Source organism: Klebsiella sp. 10982, from assembly GCF_048589245.1.
GTDB classification, from domain to species: Bacteria; Pseudomonadota; Gammaproteobacteria; order Enterobacterales; family Enterobacteriaceae; genus Klebsiella; species Klebsiella quasivariicola.
In genome coordinates this window covers 14,117-30,394 of record NZ_JBMAXV010000038.1, presented here as the reverse complement: position 1 = coordinate 30,394, position 16,278 = coordinate 14,117, and the positions used below count along the sequence as shown (strand labels likewise).

Sequence of the window (16,278 nt, the reverse complement as noted above, 5' to 3'; positions counted from 1 at the left end):
CCTGGGAGAGAAAAAGCGGTATTACAGGATGTGTTGCTGAATGTCCGGATCTTTACGGTCGAGGTAATGAATCGACTGGATACGACGGATAGTGCGCGACTTGCCGCGGATCAGCAGCGTCTCGGTGGTGGCCATGTTGCCCTTGCGGGTGATGCCGTCCAGCAGATCGCCTTTGGTGATCCCGGTGGCGGAGAAGACGACGTTATCGCTGCGCGCCATTTCATCCAGACGCAGCACTTTGCCCGCTTCAATGCCCATGGTTTTGCAGCGCGCCAGCTCATTTTCACCGATGCGGCGGTTCTCTTCGTTATCGCCCTTCACGTGGTGGCGAGCCAGCAGGCGCCCCTGCATATCCCCGTCGAGGGCGCGGATCACCGCGGCGGAAACCACCCCTTCCGGCGCGCCGCCGATGCCGTACAGTACGTCGACTTCGCTATCCGGCATGCAGGTGAGAATAGAGGCCGCGACGTCGCCATCGGGAATAGCGAACACGCGCACGCCCAGCTGCTGCAGCTGGGCAATGACCGCGTCGTGGCGCGGTTTCGCCAGCACGGTGACGGTCAGCTCGCCCAGCGGCTTGTTCAGGGCGCGGGCGATATTGTGCAGGTTCTCTTCCAGCGGCAGATTAAGGTCGATAGCGCCTTTAGCGCCCGGGCCGACGATCAGCTTTTCCATATACATATCCGGCGCGTTGAGGAAGCAGCCCTTATCGCCGACCGCCATCACCGCCAGGGCGTTGGCCTGGCCCATCGCCGTCATGCGGGTGCCTTCGATGGGATCGACGGCGATATCTACCGCATCGCCCTTGCCGGTACCCACTTTTTCGCCGATATAGAGCATCGGCGCTTCATCGATTTCGCCCTCGCCGATGACGATGGTGCCGTCGATATTGACGAGGTTAAGCATAATGCGCATGGCGTTAACCGCTGCGCCGTCGGCGGTATTCTTATCGCCGCGGCCCAGCCATTTATAGCCCGCCAGCGCGGCGGCTTCGGTGACACGCGAAAATTCGATGGCCAGTTCTCGTTTCATAATCCACTCGTTGTGTAGAAAAGTTGCCCGCAGCGCGGCAAAAGCGCGCTACGCGTTGGAATAGCGTTCGGTTTCCGGCATCCAGCGCTCGATAAGCGCCTGGGCCTGCAGCGGATAGCGTTCATGAATGTGGCGAGCAATGCGCTGGACATCGGGGATCATCGCCTGATCGCGCAGTAAGTCCGCCACTTTAAATTCGGCGTTGCCGGTCTGGCGGGTGCCGAGCAGCTCGCCGGGACCGCGAATTTCGAGGTCTTTCTGGGCAATGACGAAACCATCGTTGCTGTCGCGCAGGACCTGCAGACGTTTCTGCGCCGTTTTGGAGAGCGGCGATTTATAGAGTAGCACGCAGTGGGAAGCGACCGCGCCGCGACCAACGCGCCCTCTGAGCTGGTGCAGCTGCGCCAGACCCAGACGTTCCGGGTTTTCGATAATCATCAGGCTTGAGTTAGGCACGTCGACACCGACTTCAATCACCGTGGTGGCTACCAGCAGATGCATCTCGCCCTGCTTGAAGGCCTGCATCACCGCCTGCTTCTCCGCCGGTTTCATCCGCCCGTGGACGAGGCCGATATTGAGCTCCGGCAGCGCCAGTTTGAGCTCTTCCCAGGTGGCTTCCGCCGCCTGGGCTTCCAGCAGATCGGACTCTTCAATCAGCGTACAGACCCAATAGGCCTGGCGACCTTCATGGGTACAGGCGTTGCGCACGCGGTCGATAATATCGCTGCGCCGGGTGTCGGGGATGGCGACGGTGGTCACCGGAGTTCGGCCTGGCGGCAGCTCGTCGATAATCGAGGTGTCCAGATCGGCGTAGGCGGTCATCGCCAGGGTGCGGGGGATCGGCGTGGCGGTCATGATCAGCTGATGCGGGTGGAATCCCTGCTGCTGACCTTTCTCCCACAGCGCCAGCCGCTGATGCACACCGAAGCGGTGCTGTTCGTCGATAATCACCAGCGCCAGGCCGTTAAACTGCACCTGCTCCTGGAAGATGGCGTGAGTGCCGACAATCATCTGCACCTCGCCGCTGGCGATGGCTTCCTGTTGCGCCTGGCGGGCTTTGCCTTTCTGTTTGCCAGCCAGCCAGCCAACTTCAATGCCCAGCGGTTCGAACCAGCTGCGAAAGTTATTGGCGTGCTGCTCGGCCAGCAGTTCGGTGGGCGCCATCAGCGCCACCTGTTTGCCGTGAGCGATAGCGCGCAGGGCGGCCAGGGCGGCAACCAGCGTTTTACCGGAGCCAACGTCGCCCTGCACCAGGCGCATCATCGGCACGTCCAGCGCCATATCGCGCTCGATCTCGGCGGTGACCCGCGCCTGCGCGCCGGTGGGCTTAAAGGGCAGGGAGGCCAGCAGCTGGTTTTTCAGGGTATCGTTGGCGCCGAGCGGCAGGGCGTGATAGCGCTGGGCGCCTGCCCGCAGCGCCAGCATGCTGAGGTTATGCGCCAGCAGCTCTTCCAGAATCAGACGTTGCTGCGCCGGGTGCTTGCCGCTTTCCAGCTCGCTAAGCTGTAAGGAGGGCGGCGGACGGTGCAGCGTACGCAGCGCCTCCGGCAGGCTCATCATCCCCTGCGCCAGCTCCGGCGGCAGGAGCTCGCTAATCGCGCAGGTTTCCAGCAGCTCAAGCGCCTGATCGGTCAGCTTGCGCAGGGTCGCCTGCTTAATACCTTCGGTGGTCGGATAGACCGGGGTTAACGTTTCCTGCAGCTCCGGAGTGCTCATATCGCCCTGGACGCGGTATTCCGGGTGGATCATCTCGGCGCCGTACTTCCCGCGTTTGGCTTCACCGTAGGCCAGCACCCGGCGACCGGTCGCAAGGCTGTTTTTCATCGCCGCGTTGAAGTTGAAAAAGCGCATGGTGAGGATGCCGGTGCCGTCGCTGATCTGGCAGGTCATCATCCGCCGGCCGCCGAAGGTGATATTGCTGTTGAGCACTTCACCCTCCACGGTGGCATAAACCCCGGGAAGCAATTCGGCTATCGGATAAAGGTGGGTGCGATCTTCGTAGCGTAAGGGCAGGTGCAGTAGCAGATCCTGGACCGTATGCAGGCCGATCTTCGCCAGTTTGCTGCTCTGCGCAGCGCCCACACCGGTGAGTGAACTAAGCGGAACGGCATCGAGCAGGCGGCCTGACATCGGGTTTACCTCGCAGCCTGCATGGTTGCCCACCACGTGGCATCGGCTTCCACTTCGCCCTGCTCGTTGACGTGGGGATAAGGCAGCCCTTTTTGTCGGGCGACGCGGGCCAGCACCGGATAGCCGCCTTCAAACAGCAGGCGCTGCTGCTCTTCCGGTGGCAGCATGCTGTTGGCGCGTTGGTACATCCCGGCGTTTTGCCGCTGGCGCTGGGCTTCATACAGGATCAGCGCCGAGGCGACGGAGACGTTCAGCGACTGCACCATGCCGATCATCGGGATAATGATGTCCCGGTCAGCCAGGGCCAGCGCTTCCTGAGTGATGCCGGTTTTCTCCTGACCCATCAGGATGCAGGTAGGGCGCGTATAGTCGATTTCACGAAAATCGATAGCTTTGTCGGAAAGGTGAGTGGCGAGAATTTGCATGCCCTGGCCTTTCAGGTGGCCGACGGCATCTGCGATAGTGCGGTGGGTTTTAACCTGCACCCAGCTGTTGCTGCCCGCGGCGGCGGAGGCCATGGTACGCATCCGGCTGCTCGGCCAGACGGCATGCACTTCGTGTACGCCAACGGCATCTGCGGTCCGGATGACCGCAGAGACGTTATGAGGCTTATGGACCTGCTCCATGCAGACCGTCAGGTCAGGCTGACGCCTGGCGAGCATCTCGCAGATACGCTCGTAGCGCTTTGAGTTCATAAAGCTAGTTTCGGTTACGGGTGACTTTAATCACGTCCGGCATGACGCGGATTTTGCGCATGATATTCGCCAGATGCACGCGGTCGCGGGCGGTCAGGCGGATAAAGGCGCTGTATACGCGGCCATCTTTCTCTTCCGTATTCAGGCTCTGGATATTGGAAGACGCGGTGTTGATCGCCGCCGTCAGGTTAGCCAGCGCGCCCTGGTGGTTAAACATGTCCACCTTGATTTCGGTGATGAACTCCTGAGCGGTCTCTTTATCCCACTCAACCGCCATAAACTTCTCCGGCTCTTTCTGGTAGCCGCGAATGTTACGACAGGATTCATGGTGGATAACCAGCCCTTTACCCGGACTAACGTGGGCGATAATCGGGTCACCTGGAATTGGACGACAGCATTTGGCGAAGGTGATCAACACGCCATCGGCGCCTTTGATTGGCAGATGGCCGTGATTTGAGGTATTGGCCGGCACCGGTGCCGCAGCGGCTTCGCCCTGCTGCAGGTTTTTTGCCACCACGACGCTCATGGCGTTACCCAGACCGATTTCCGCCAGCAGATCGTCGAGCGAGGCCAGCTTCATGCGATCGAGTTCGCGCTGGATATTCTCCGGCGGGATCTCGGCGAGTTTGCGGCTTCCGCCCAGCGCGTGATTGAGCAGACGACGGCCAAGGCTAACCGAATCGTCGCGCTTAAGGTTTTTCAGCAGCTGACGGATCTTGGCGCGCGCTTTCGAACTGACGACAAAGTTCAGCCAGGCGGCGTTCGGGCGAGCGCCCGGCGCGGTGATAATTTCGACAGTCTGACCGCTGGAGAGCGGCTGCGACAGCGGATAGGGCTGACGGTCGACGCGCGCGCCGACGCAGGCATGGCCGATATCGGTATGCACCGCGTAGGCGAAGTCCACGGGCGTGGCGCCAGCGGGCAGCTCGACAATGCGCCCTTCCGGGGTGAAAACGTAAATCTCATCCGGGAACAGATCGGATTTCACGCTCTCGATAAATTCAAACGAGCTGCCGGCGCTTTGCTGCAGCTCCAGCAGGCTTTGCATCCAGCGCTGAGCGCGGATCTGCGCAGTGGTGCTGCTTTCGCCGCCGTGCTCTTTATAAGCCCAGTGCGCCGCGACCCCCATTTCCGCCATCTGATCCATGTCTTCGGTACGAATTTGTACCTCGACCGGAACGCCGTGGGGACCGATCATCGAGGTGTGCAAAGACTGATAGCCGTTCGCTTTCGGAATGGCAATGTAATCTTTGAAACGGCCTGGACGCGGTTTATAGAGGCTGTGCATCTGACCGAGCACGCGGTAGCAGACATCGGCATCATGGACGATGACGCGGAAGGCGTAGATATCCATGATCGAGTGAAAACGCTGCTCTTTGAGCACCATTTTGCAGTAGATGGAGTACAGATGCTTTTCGCGACCGCTGACGCGGCAGGGGATCCCCGCTTCCTGCAAACGCCCTTCGATTTCAGAGAGGATCTTTTGGATCATCTCTTTACGGTTGCCGCGCGCCGCTTTGACCACCTCTTTAATGACGCGGTAGCGGTTAGGGTACAGCGCTTCGAAGCCCAGCTCTTCGAGCTCGGTTTTGATGTGATGGATACCTAAACGGTGCGCCAGCGGGCTGTAAATTTCCAGCGTTTCGCGGGCGATGCGGCGGCGTTTATCCGGGCGTAATGAGCCCAGGGTGCGCATGTTGTGGGTGCGGTCGGCAAGCTTGATGAGGATGACGCGGATGTCCTGCACCATCGCCATGATCATTTTGCGAAAGTTTTCGGCCTGCGCCTCTTTCTTATCGCGGAACTTGAGCTTATCAAGTTTCGATACCCCCTCCACCAGTTCGGCGACGCTTTTACCAAAAAGCTGTTCCATGTCCTGGTAGGTGGCGGGGGTATCTTCAATCACATCATGCAGCAGCGCGGCCATCAGCGTTTCATAGTCGAGCTTCATCTCGGCCAGAATGCAGGCTACCGCGACCGGGTGCGTGATATAGGGTTCACCGCTTGAACGTGTCTGACCCTCGTGAGCGTCACGTGCAACGAGATACGCCTGCCGCAGACGCTTAATCTGGTCTTCCGGCAGGTAGTTTTGAATCAGCTGATTCAGGCTTTCAAACAGATACAAGGGCGACCCGCTGTGTGATTAACGACGACCTTCAGCAATCGCGGTAACGGCTTGTAATTCAGCGGCTTCCTGCTCTTGCTGTTCCTGGCGCTCACGTACGTCGAGGATCTGGTTGTTGATCAGACCTTCTTCGATTTCGCGCAGTGCGATAACGGTGGTTTTATCGTTTTCTTCCGGTACCAGCGGATCCTTTCCGCCTACCTGCATCTGACGAGCGCGACGCGCGGCGACCAGTACCAGGTCAAAACGGTTACCAATTTTCTCTACAGCGTCCTGAACAGTTACGCGTGCCATACTTAAAATGCTCCACAGGTGAAGAAATGACTGGGCATGATACTGAATGTGGGTTCAGTCTGCCAATAGTTTGGTGATTAAAGCGCCATGTCGCTGCTTTTGGCGGCTCATGCGCAGACGTTCAGCGCGGATGATATTTTTCAGGTCGCTCAGAGCGGTGTCAAAATCATCGTTCACAATCAGGTAATCATATTCGGCGTAATGGCTCATTTCCGCAACGGCCTGAGCCATTCGTTTCGCGATCACCTCTTCGCTGTCCTGGCCGCGGCCGCGCAGGCGTCGGTCCAGTTCATCTTTTGACGGCGGCAGAATAAAAATGCTGCGTGCGCCGGGCATGCTTTTACGGATCTGCTGTGCACCCTGCCAGTCGATATCGAGGAAGACATCAACCCCGGTCGCCAGCACCTGCTCTATCGCTTTACGCGACGTGCCGTAATAGTTGCCAAAGACCTCTGCATGTTCCAGAAACGCGTTTTCGCCAATCATCGAGCGGAATTCGTCGTGATTCACGAAGAAATAATGTTCGCCGTGCACTTCACCCGGACGCGGTGCTCGCGTGGTATGGGAAACCGATACCTGGGTGTCATACAACGGTTGGGTTTTTAATAAAGCCTGAATCAGGCTGGATTTACCCGCGCCGCTAGGGGCGGAAACAATATAAAGCGTGCCTTGAGCCATGAGTGTCTTTTGTATGTGGTTATCGAAAGAGGTCCTACATACGAGCCTATTATACACGTCGCCGCGGTGTGACGCAGTCCTTGTCACACTTTTTGCCGCTGTTTCTTTCATTTTGCCTGCCGTTTTCCTGAATTCGTTAGCCGTTGCTGCAATGAGGTATAAATCCTGGAAGGCGCTTCGCAAGGCGAAAAAGTACCCGTCGCGGTTCGCGGTGTTCTACAGCAGACTCTCCGTCAGGTGATGAAGGAGGAGCTGCAATGCGTAAAGGAGGGTGGTGGCTGGTGCTAGGGATGTTCTCTGCCAGCGCGCTGGCGACGTGTCCGGAGTGGCCGCCGGCCAGAGGAAGGCAGGAGATTTCACGCCTTCATCAGCAAATTGTCGCCTGGAAAGAGGACTACTGGCGACAAGGCGCCAGCGAAGTGAGCGATGAGGTTTACGACCAGCTCACCCTGCGCCTGGCGCAGTGGCGACAATGCTTTCCGGGCGCGACGCCTGAAGATGACGATCTGCCTCCGCCGACCGGCGATACGCGTCATCCGGTGGCCCATACCGGCGTGCGCAAGCTGGCGGATGAGGCCAGCGTGGCCCACTGGATGAAAAATAAAGCCGACCTGTGGGTACAGCCTAAAGTGGACGGCGTGGCGGTCACCCTGGTCTATCGCCAGGGGCATCTGGTTCAGGCTATCAGCCGCGGGGATGGCCTGCGCGGTGAGTTGTGGACCGCCCGAGCGCGGCAGATCCCGGCGCTGGCGAAGCTGACGACCGGCGAACTGGCCAACAGCGTGCTGCAGGGGGAGCTATTTCTGCGTCGGGAGGGGCATATTCAGCAGCAGGCTGGCGGAATGAACGCGCGGGCGAAAGTCGCCGGGTTGATGATGCGAGCCGACGCGGCGGCGGCGCCGCTCAGCCAGCTGGACGTTTTTATCTGGGCTTGGCCAGACGGTCCCTCGGATATGCGCCGTCGACAGCAGCTGCTGGCGCAGGCGGGGTTTGGCTACAGCGGACAATACACCCATTCGGTAACGCGCGTTGAGCAGGTGGCGGAGTGGCGCCAGCGCTGGTATCGCTCGCCGCTCCCCTTCGTCAGCGATGGCGTGATTGTGCGCGAAGGGCGCGAACCGCCGGGACGTGTCTGGTCGCCCGGAAAGGGAGAGTGGCTGGCGGCCTGGAAGTATCCTCCGGCCTCGCAGGTGATGGAGGTACGGGCGATCCATTTCAGCACTGGCCGCAGCGGCAGGCTCAACGTCGTGGCCCAGCTTGAGCCCCAGCGGCTGGATGATAAACGCGTGCAGCGGGTTAATGTTGGCTCTGTGGCCCGCTGGCAGGCGCTGGATATTGGGGTTGGCGATCAGCTGCAGATCAGTCTGGCAGGGCAGGGTATTCCTCGGATCGACGCCGTCGTCTGGCGGACGGCCGAGCGCCATAAACCGACGCCGCCGGCGGCGAAATTCAATGCGCTAACCTGCTATTTCGCCACCCCTGAGTGCAGCGAACAGTTTCTTTCCCGGCTGATCTGGCTGTCATCAAAGTCCGCGCTGGATGTCGATGGCGTGGGGGAAAATTTATGGCGCGCCATTCAGCAGCAAAACCCGATGACGCATATTTTTTCCTGGCTGGCGCTTACGGTGGAGCAGCTGCAGGCGGTGCCAGGGATCTCCGCCGCCCGCGGGCAGCACCTCTGGCATCAATTTGATCTCGTTCGCAAACGGCCTTTTATCCGCTGGGTGCTGGCGATGGGGCTCCCGGTGCCTCAGGGGGCGCTGGCGCAGCTCGAAAGCGAGAACTGGCATCTGCTGGCGGCAAAAAGTGAAGCGCAATGGCGCGCGCTGCCGGGCGTGGGGGAGATCAGAGCCCGCCAGCTGGTGGCCTTCCTGCACCATCCGGATGTGGTGGCGCTGGCGCAATGGCTCAGTGGGCAGCGCATCCCCGGATTTTGAGGCGGTTAGTGGCTATCATGGGTGTAGTGGAAGACCGGTAGCCCCAGTTTCCAGCGCAGTGCCAGCATGCGGGCGGTAAAGCCGAACAGCAGCGTAGCCAGCACCACCACATCGTGGCTGCTGACGTAATGTTGCAGGGCAATATAGAGTACGGCTGCGGCAAACGAGATCCCGGCATAGAGCTCTTTCTGGAAGACCAGCGGAATGCGTTTGCAGAACATATCGCGCAGTACGCCGCCAAAAACGCCGGTGATGACCGCGGCGATAGAGGCGATGATCGGACCTTCGCCCATATCCAGGGCGATCTGCGCGCCGATGATGGAAAACACGATCAGCCCCAGCGCGTCCAGCACCAGAAACAGCCGGCGAAGGTGAGGCATCACTGGAGCGGCAATGGTGGTGAGGACGGCGGCGACAGCGACAATAATGACATATTCCGGATGTTTCACCCAGCCGAGAGGATAATGTCCCAGCAGGATATCGCGAACGGAACCCCCGCCCAGCGCGGTCGCGGTGGCGATAATGATGACGCCAAACGTGTCCATCCGCCGGCGCCCGGCAGCCAGCGCGCCGGTCATGGCTTCCGCGGTGATACCGATTAAATACAGAACATGAAGCAGCATAGATCCCCCCAGACAGTGGCGGGCAGGTTAACGATTTGTGCGCAGGATCACGATTGAGATTTTCTAAAGCGAATCATTTACGCCAGGAAAAATTAATGAAGACAGCGACGGTGATGGCTTTGTCTAAAGGTTTATTGCTTTCTAATTAATTTTTATCGATTAGAAAAAGTAATGCTAAATGAAGCGATCAGCATCACTACCGAAAACACGATGAATACTCAATGTTTAAGTATCGTCCTTTATGCTTTTATTTTTCTTTTTCAAGGCCTGAGAAAATGAGCGTCGCCGCCGGGAATAAAAATCATCTGACCCGCCTGATAGCCGTGATATTAACCGGGATTCTGGCCGGTGTATCCGGTATGGTGCTGGCGCTGATTTTACACGCGATACAGCACCTGGCTTTTGGCTACAGTGCCGGGCAGATCGTCGGTTCGGTGTCATTTTTACAGGGCGTCACGGAGTCGTCCTGGCCACGCCGCATCGCGGCAATCGTGGCCGGCGGCGTCGTCGCCGGATTTGGCTGGTGGCTGCTTGGTCGCTATGGGCAGAAGCGGGTTTCCATTGCGGCGGCGGTGGCCAACCCTTCCGTACCCATGCCAGCAGGCACCACGACGATCCACGCCCTGCTGCAGATCGTCACCGTAGCGCTGGGTTCCCCGCTTGGCCGCGAAGTGGCGCCCCGGGAAATGGGCGCGCTGGGGGCGGGGATGGTGGCGCGTAAGCTGGGCCTGCTGGAAGATGAAACCAGCACCCTGATCGCCTGTGGGGCGGGCGCCGGTCTGGCGGCGGTCTATAACGTCCCGCTGGCAGGGGCGTTGTTCAGCCTTGAGGTCATGCTGCTGTCGTTTAGCTGGGAAAAAACGCTGGCGGCGATAATGACCTCGGCGATTGCCGCGTGGACGGCTACCCTGGGGTTAGGGGATGAATCGCAATACCATTTTGTTTCCAGCGCACTCCCGTACACCTTTCTCTGGTGGGCGATTCTGGCGGGCCCGATTCTTGGTGCCGGCGCCTGGCTTTTTCGCAAAGCGACCAGCGCGGCGCGTTCACGCGTGCGAAGTAACTGGCAGATGCCGGTGTTCTGTCTGCTGGGTTTTTCCCTTCTTGCCATCCTGAGCCTTTATTTCCCCGAGCTTCCGGGCAACGGCAAGGGGCCGATGCAGCTGGCGCTCAGCGACGGGCTGCCTCTCTCCATGGTCGCTGTCCTGTTAGTGTTGAAGATGGTGGTGATTCTGGCGGTGCTGCGCGGCGGCGCGGAGGGCGGGTTGTTAACCCCGGGGCTGGCGGTGGGCGGGCTGGCCAGTCTGCTGCTCTGCGCGCTCTGGCAATCAGGGTTCCCTGGCGGAGATGAAAGTAGTTTCGCTCTGGTGGGGGCAGCCGCGTTTCTCGCCGCTTCTATGCAGATGCCGCTGACCGCGGTGGTGCTGGTGATGGAGTTCACTCACATGGATCACAGCTATCTGGCACCCACGCTGCTGTGCGCGGCAGGGGCGTTTTTGACCTGCCGGGTACTGGATAAGAAAGCGGTTAATGAGCCGCAACGAAAGTGAACCGGGAAGGGGGGCTTCATCCTGGAAGTAAACTCAGTCGCCTTTTTCCATGATGGTTGCCTCATGGTTGATAAGCCATTTTTTACGCACAATGCCGCCGCCGTAACCGGTCATCGCACCATCTTTGCCGATAATTCGATGGCAGGGGATGATAATCGCGACGCGATTAGCGCCGTTTGCAGCAGCGACCGCGCGCGTGGCCGTTGGTTTACCTATATCCATCGCAATCGATTGATAATGTGTCGTCTCGCCGAAGCTAACGCGCTGTAAACGGTGCCAGACCGCTCGCTGGAATTCGCTGCCTGGGGTATCAAGCGCCACCCCGAACGATTGACGATGCCCGGCAAAATACTCGGTTATTTCCTGTTGCGCCTGCCGGGTGTGGGCATTTTCACCTGCGATGATGCTGGCGTTGAACCGCCGCTGCAGGTCGCTGAATTCTGACTCCAGCGCGCGTCGGTCGACAAACTCCAGCAGACAAACTCCCCGTTGCGTTGCACAAACAAACATTGGCCCTAACGGGGTGGTAAAGCGATGAATTAAAACAACCTGGCGTTGTGCGCTGGGTGCGAAACCGGTCAATTTTTTGCAGGTATAGCCGAAGCCGCTTAAGGACTCGTAACCGCTATCGAAAGCGACATCGGTAGTTGAGCGGCCTGCTTTTAATTCCTGAAGCGCCATATTCAAACGCTGCATCCGTTGAAAAGCCTGAAAGGTGATCCCGTGGTTTTGCAGGAACCAGCGGCGAACGCGTTCCGGGCTAATATCGTGCTGACGTAGCTCGCTATCGCTGAGGCGGACCTTTGGAGCTTCTCGCAGCAGGCGGAGCGCTTGTTCAACAAAGGCGGGGGCCGTCCGGGCATTCTCCGTCGGGCGACAGACTTTGCATGGCCGGAAGCCGGCATCCAGCGCGGATTTAAAGTCATTATAAAATTCGACGTTTTCCCGCCGGGGTTTTCGCGCCCGACAGACCGAGATACAAAATACGCCGGTGGTTTTCACGCCGACGAAAAAAACGCCGGTGAATTCCACCGCGCGTTCAAGCAGCGCCTGATACCAGATATCGCACTGCATGCTGTCGGTAATTTTCATGGTAAAAAAATACCCGAGAAAGAGTGATGGGTTTGCACCTGACATAATAGGTCTTTCAGTCTGGCCTGCGTGGCGGCATGAATAAAATTGCCCATCGAAATACGTTTTACGCCCAGGGCAGATAAGCTGCTGAAGTCTGCCAGTTCTGGCATACACATCACGTTTAAGGGTAAAGCCACATGGCGGACAATGGCGGTAATATCTTTCGCATAGGTGACGCCAGGCACAAAAAAACCACATGCACCGTGGTCCGCATAAAGTTGACCGCGATAGAGCGTCTGAACCAGCGCATCTTGTACGTTGAGAAGAAAGGTATCGGTGCGGACATTAACAAACATGCCGGGACAGGCGCGGGTAATTTCCCTCAGTTTGACAGCAAAGCTCTGCGCATCGTCAAGACGGCGCGTATTATTCGCCACATGACTATCCTCAAGGTTTATTCCACTCACGCCGAGACGCGCCAGGCGCTGAATGTTGTCAATTATCTGGCTCGTTGTGGTACTGTAGCCCGCTTCTAAATCGACGCTTAACGGCCGTTCGCTAACGGCTTTGATACGTGAGACAACATATAACAGCTCGTCAACATGCATCTCTTCGCCATCTTTATACCCCAGCATCGCGGCGATAGCGGCGCTGGAGGTTCCCAGAGCCCGATAGCCAGCCTGCTGAGCGGCCTGGGCGCTGCTGGCATCCCAGACGTTGGCAAGCAACAAAGGTTGGTTTTGCTGATGAAGCGCATTGAAGTCCATTCTTTTCTCTCGCGGTGGTGTTTTCCCTGACTGTGCCGCGTTGTGCCTGTTTGCCACAACCGAAAAATGGACGACTATTTTTATACGTAAATTCTTATCATCAGCCAGTGAGAGAGAGAAATAAAAAGGCCATGATTTATCATGGCCCTGGATACCGAAATACGCTAACAGATGAGAAAGCGTTACTCGATATTCTGGATCTGCTCGCGCATTTGCTCGATCAACACTTTCAACTCAATGGCAGAGTTGGTGACCTCGGCATTAATCGATTTTGACGCCAGGGTGTTCGACTCGCGGTTGAACTCCTGCATCATAAAGTCGAGACGGCGACCCACAGCCTCTTTCTTCTTCAGGATGTTATAGGTCTCTTTAACGTGCGCTTCGAGGCGATCCAGCTCTTCAGCAACGTCAATACGCTGCGCCATTAGCACCAGTTCTTGCTCAAGACGGTTATTTTCCAGCTGCACTTCCGCGTCTTCCAGTTTGGCAACCAGACGCTCGCGCTGCCACTGAAGGATTTCCGGCATATGGGCGCGAACTTTCGCCACTTCCCCGCTGACGCCTTCAAGACGCTGCTCGATAAGCGCTTTCAGGGCCTGGCCTTCCGTTTCGCGGGCGACGATGAAGTCGTCCAGCGCGCCGTCCAGGGCTGACAGAATGTCGGCAGCGATGGCGTCGAGATCCTGCTCTTTGGCAGCCATCACACCCGGCCAGCGCAGGATATCAACAGGATTGATTTCCCCTTCATCGCTCTGCATTTTCACCCAGTTGGCAGCGTTAACCAGCTGCTTAGCCAGGTTTTCGTTGAGGATGAGTTCGCCCTGAGCACTGGGGTCTTGTTCAAAACGCAGGGTACATTCGATTTTGCCGCGAGTCAGGCGGGCGCGAATGCGCTCGCGTACCACGGGCTCCAGACTACGGAACTGCTCCGGCAGGCGGAAGTACGTTTCCAGATAGCGCTGGTTTACCGAGCGCAGCTCCCATGCGGCGCTACCCCAGTCACCCTTGATTTCACGGCGGGCATAGGCGGTCATACTGCGGATCATAGACGTTCCTGTTTTCGTAATAATGATTGCAAGGATTATAGCTTTGCAGGAGAGGAGTTAACAGGAATAGTGACGAAATACTTGGAAACGGATTGTTTAAAGGACATGGTTGTAAAGTATTTAACGCATTAGCGGTATCGAACCGCCGGTGGTGGGTAAAAAATAAAAGTGTGGTGTATTAATAATTTTCCGCGGTTAGCTTTTTAACGTATTGCATTTGTTAAATCGGTTTAGTTGTGATCATCGGCAGGATGAAAGTCTTCATTGCCGTTGTTTTTTTTAATATTTTTTTTGATTGCTTATGCTGTATATGTCATTTGGCTATGCCAGGCAAATCATTTTACTGTCGGAAAGATAAGTCTGAGGGTAATCTGATTGGAAGTATAATTTCGAAAAATACGAAGGTGTTTTACCTTTAAGCATTATGTATGTTTTTTTTGAATTCATTATGACTAATGCATTAAAATCGCTATTAGTTGTATTATTGATATGAATAATATCATTTTAATTATGTCTAATTATTTTGTATTAACGTTTTTTAATTTTAGGCGGTATTGCTCGAGGGAAAGAACACTAGTATAGTCTTTTAGGATGAGTTCTATAAAAAGGATTTTAATATGGACGCTATCTTTGACAGAGTTATTAAGGAGTTTTTTCCTAATAAAAATATCCCATGTTGGAAGAAATGGGTTTTCGAGACCGCGTTTGGCAATAGGATATTTTCTCGCTTAGTAAATAATGATAAAGTCTTCAATAAGCATGGGATTGATTGGGTCAATTCTGTTGTTGAGCTTCTTGAAGTACAATGTGAAACGAAAGACGAAGATTTTAATAATATACCTCGGCATGGTGCTACGGTTGTTATCTCAAATCATCCGACAGTTATCGATGGCCTTACCTTAATACATACGGTCTCTCGGGTCAGAAAAGATATAAAGATTATTGCTAACCATATTTTGCCAATTATATTTCCAGAGGTATCTGGACTAACCATTGGTATTGAAAATATGGCTGGTAAAATGAGTCACAAAAAATTTAGAGAGATGAATGACCATCTGAAAAATGGTGGGGTACTGATTATTTGTCCTGCGGGTAAACTGGCAAACTGGTCTCTTTCTGGTTTACAGGAACATAAATGGAATCCTGGTTTTTTACAGCTGGCTATCAGAAATAATGCGGCGTTGATACCTGTGCATATTACAGGAAGAAATAGTAAAAGATATTATTTAACTGCAACGGTGTGGCGGCAATTATCAAATATTATGGTTATTCGTGAAGCTTTACGCCATCGTGGAAAAGTGATGAATATCAAAATAGGGGAGCAAATATCTTCAACTTCCTTTAAGCACGATAATAAAGATCTTTCTCTGGCAGCAAGTACATGCAGGATGCATCTCCAGAGTATAGGAAAAAATGGGCCGACACTGGTAGATACAATTTCTGCGCAGGAATCTCTGGCAAGCAGGAAAGCACTAATCAGTGAAATTGATGCGTGTGAAGTATTAAAGCAGTTTAATGACGGTAAAAAACTATTGATATATCGCTATAACACTAGCGGAATCTCACCCATAATTGATGAATTAGGGCGTTTGCGCGAGCGTTGTTATCGTGATATTGGTGCAGGATCGGGCACAGATAAAGACAACGATATTTTTGATGAGACTTATTACCATATCATTTTATGGGATCCTTCGGAGGAAGAAATTCTCGGGGCCTATCGTCTCATTCCTGTCGGTGAGCAAATGGCCCGCTATGGAATAACGGGATTATACAGTAGTAGCTTATTTAAATATCATGAGGGCGCGTATTCCTGCTTAGAGAAATGTGTGGAAATAGGCCGCGGCTTTATCCAAAAGCCCTATCAAAAAAGCAATGCGCTTGATTATTTATGGCGAGGAATATTCGATTTTATAAAAAGATATCCAGACTATAAGTATTTATTAGGTGTATTGACTATTCCCGGTTCTTTTCCTGAGGATGTGCAAAAACTCATCGTGGCCTTTTATAATATGTACTTTGCCACCTCAATCGATTTCTGTACGCCTATAGAATTATTCAGTGCAGAAGATAAACAGAACGATAGTCCTTTTTGCGGAAAAGACTTTAGACATGACTGGGGGGTGCTTAATCATTTTTTGAGAAAAAAAGGTTATGAACTCCCCTGGCCTTTTAAGCAGAGCGCCAAATGGTTTTCTCCGGGTGGTTCGACGATTATGTCATTCACAAAAGATAACTCTTTTAATTCGATAGCAGGGTTAAACCTGAGTGCTATTGATAAACTGAATGAAATATACTTTAAGCATTATTTAAAAGATTAAACTGACAGT

General features: G+C 55.3%; 13 protein-coding genes. 3 read left to right on the top strand and 10 right to left on the bottom strand.

The genetic code is table 11. The annotated features are described in order from the left end of the window. Positions 1-21: 21 nt before the first annotated feature. The 6 genes from glpX to gmk are packed head-to-tail and all read right to left on the bottom strand — an operon-like array spanning position 22 to position 6,954. Positions 22-1,032, bottom strand: coding sequence for a class II fructose-bisphosphatase (gene glpX, locus ACKLKD_RS22220; protein ID WP_002922903.1), 1,011 nt, complete (start codon positions 1,030-1,032; stop codon positions 22-24). A 48-nt stretch (positions 1,033-1,080) separates the two neighbouring features. Then, a complete protein-coding gene (gene recG / locus ACKLKD_RS22215) occupies positions 1,081-3,162 on the bottom strand; it encodes an ATP-dependent DNA helicase RecG (protein ID WP_025713933.1) in 2,082 nt (693 codons plus the stop codon). 5 nt (positions 3,163-3,167) lie between these two features. Next, complete coding sequence (gene trmH / locus ACKLKD_RS22210; protein WP_025713932.1) at positions 3,168-3,857, bottom strand: tRNA (guanosine(18)-2'-O)-methyltransferase TrmH; 690 nt, start codon at positions 3,855-3,857, stop codon at positions 3,168-3,170. Between the two features lie 4 nt (positions 3,858-3,861). Continuing rightward, entirely contained in the window at positions 3,862-5,982 is a 2,121-nt protein-coding gene (spoT, locus tag ACKLKD_RS22205; RefSeq protein ID WP_025713931.1) for a bifunctional GTP diphosphokinase/guanosine-3',5'-bis pyrophosphate 3'-pyrophosphohydrolase, read from the bottom strand. Between the two features lie 18 nt (positions 5,983-6,000). After that, a complete protein-coding gene (gene rpoZ, locus ACKLKD_RS22200) occupies positions 6,001-6,276 on the bottom strand; it encodes a DNA-directed RNA polymerase subunit omega (protein ID WP_000135058.1) in 276 nt (91 codons plus the stop codon). A gap of 54 nt (positions 6,277-6,330) precedes the next feature. Further along, entirely contained in the window at positions 6,331-6,954 is a 624-nt protein-coding gene (gmk, locus tag ACKLKD_RS22195; RefSeq protein WP_002922664.1) for a guanylate kinase, read from the bottom strand. Positions 6,955-7,211: 257 nt separating this feature from the next. Here gmk and ligB point away from each other — a divergent pair, with 257 nt between their 5' ends. After that, a complete protein-coding gene (ligB, locus tag ACKLKD_RS22190) occupies positions 7,212-8,891 on the top strand; it encodes an NAD-dependent DNA ligase LigB (RefSeq protein WP_025713930.1) in 1,680 nt (559 codons plus the stop codon). Between the two features lie 5 nt (positions 8,892-8,896). Here ligB and ACKLKD_RS22185 read toward each other — a convergent pair whose 3' ends face one another. Continuing rightward, complete coding sequence (locus tag ACKLKD_RS22185; protein WP_012540300.1) at positions 8,897-9,514, bottom strand: trimeric intracellular cation channel family protein; 618 nt, start codon at positions 9,512-9,514, stop codon at positions 8,897-8,899. 275 nt (positions 9,515-9,789) lie between these two features. Between ACKLKD_RS22185 and ACKLKD_RS22180 the strand changes: the two genes are divergently transcribed. Further along, positions 9,790-11,064 (top strand): chloride channel protein, encoded by a 1,275-nt coding sequence (locus ACKLKD_RS22180; protein ID WP_025713929.1) that lies wholly within the window; start codon positions 9,790-9,792, stop codon positions 11,062-11,064. A gap of 33 nt (positions 11,065-11,097) precedes the next feature. Here the strand turns inward: ACKLKD_RS22180 and ACKLKD_RS22175 are convergent, their stop codons facing one another. The 3 genes from ACKLKD_RS22175 to ACKLKD_RS22165 form a co-directional block, all read right to left on the bottom strand. Beyond that, entirely contained in the window at positions 11,098-12,156 is a 1,059-nt protein-coding gene (locus ACKLKD_RS22175) for a bifunctional transcriptional activator/DNA repair enzyme AdaA (RefSeq protein ID WP_025713928.1), read from the bottom strand. After that, complete coding sequence (locus tag ACKLKD_RS22170) at positions 12,153-12,905, bottom strand: isocitrate lyase/PEP mutase family protein (protein WP_025713927.1); 753 nt, start codon at positions 12,903-12,905, stop codon at positions 12,153-12,155. The genes ACKLKD_RS22175 and ACKLKD_RS22170 overlap by 4 nt, the downstream gene beginning before the upstream one ends. Positions 12,906-13,087: 182 nt before the next feature. Next, complete coding sequence (locus ACKLKD_RS22165; protein WP_025713926.1) at positions 13,088-13,951, bottom strand: YicC/YloC family endoribonuclease; 864 nt, start codon at positions 13,949-13,951, stop codon at positions 13,088-13,090. Positions 13,952-14,568: 617 nt separating this feature from the next. Here ACKLKD_RS22165 and ACKLKD_RS22160 point away from each other — a divergent pair. Beyond that, a complete protein-coding gene (locus ACKLKD_RS22160) occupies positions 14,569-16,269 on the top strand; it encodes a lysophospholipid acyltransferase family protein (protein WP_025712208.1) in 1,701 nt (566 codons plus the stop codon). Positions 16,270-16,278 lie beyond the last annotated feature (9 nt).

Bases quoted from the DNA above. Each gene is read 5' to 3' on its own strand.
- glpX (WP_002922903.1), bottom strand. From the start codon at position 1,032: ATGAAACGAGAACTGGCCATCGAATTTTCGCGTGTCACCGAAGCCGCC.
- recG (WP_025713933.1), bottom strand. From the start codon at position 3,162: ATGTCAGGCCGCCTGCTCGATGCCGTTCCGCTTAGTTCACTCACCGGT.
- trmH (WP_025713932.1), bottom strand. From the start codon at position 3,857: ATGAACTCAAAGCGCTACGAGCGTATCTGCGAGATGCTCGCCAGGCGT.
- rpoZ (WP_000135058.1), bottom strand. From the start codon at position 6,276: ATGGCACGCGTAACTGTTCAGGACGCTGTAGAGAAAATTGGTAACCGT.
- gmk (WP_002922664.1), bottom strand. From the start codon at position 6,954: ATGGCTCAAGGCACGCTTTATATTGTTTCCGCCCCTAGCGGCGCGGGT.
- ligB (WP_025713930.1), top strand. From the start codon at position 7,212: ATGCGTAAAGGAGGGTGGTGGCTGGTGCTAGGGATGTTCTCTGCCAGC.
- ACKLKD_RS22185 (WP_012540300.1), bottom strand. From the start codon at position 9,514: ATGCTGCTTCATGTTCTGTATTTAATCGGTATCACCGCGGAAGCCATG.
- ACKLKD_RS22180 (WP_025713929.1), top strand. From the start codon at position 9,790: ATGAGCGTCGCCGCCGGGAATAAAAATCATCTGACCCGCCTGATAGCC.
- ACKLKD_RS22175 (WP_025713928.1), bottom strand. From the start codon at position 12,156: ATGAAAATTACCGACAGCATGCAGTGCGATATCTGGTATCAGGCGCTG.
- ACKLKD_RS22170 (WP_025713927.1), bottom strand. From the start codon at position 12,905: ATGGACTTCAATGCGCTTCATCAGCAAAACCAACCTTTGTTGCTTGCC.
- ACKLKD_RS22165 (WP_025713926.1), bottom strand. From the start codon at position 13,951: ATGATCCGCAGTATGACCGCCTATGCCCGCCGTGAAATCAAGGGTGAC.
- ACKLKD_RS22160 (WP_025712208.1), top strand. From the start codon at position 14,569: ATGGACGCTATCTTTGACAGAGTTATTAAGGAGTTTTTTCCTAATAAA.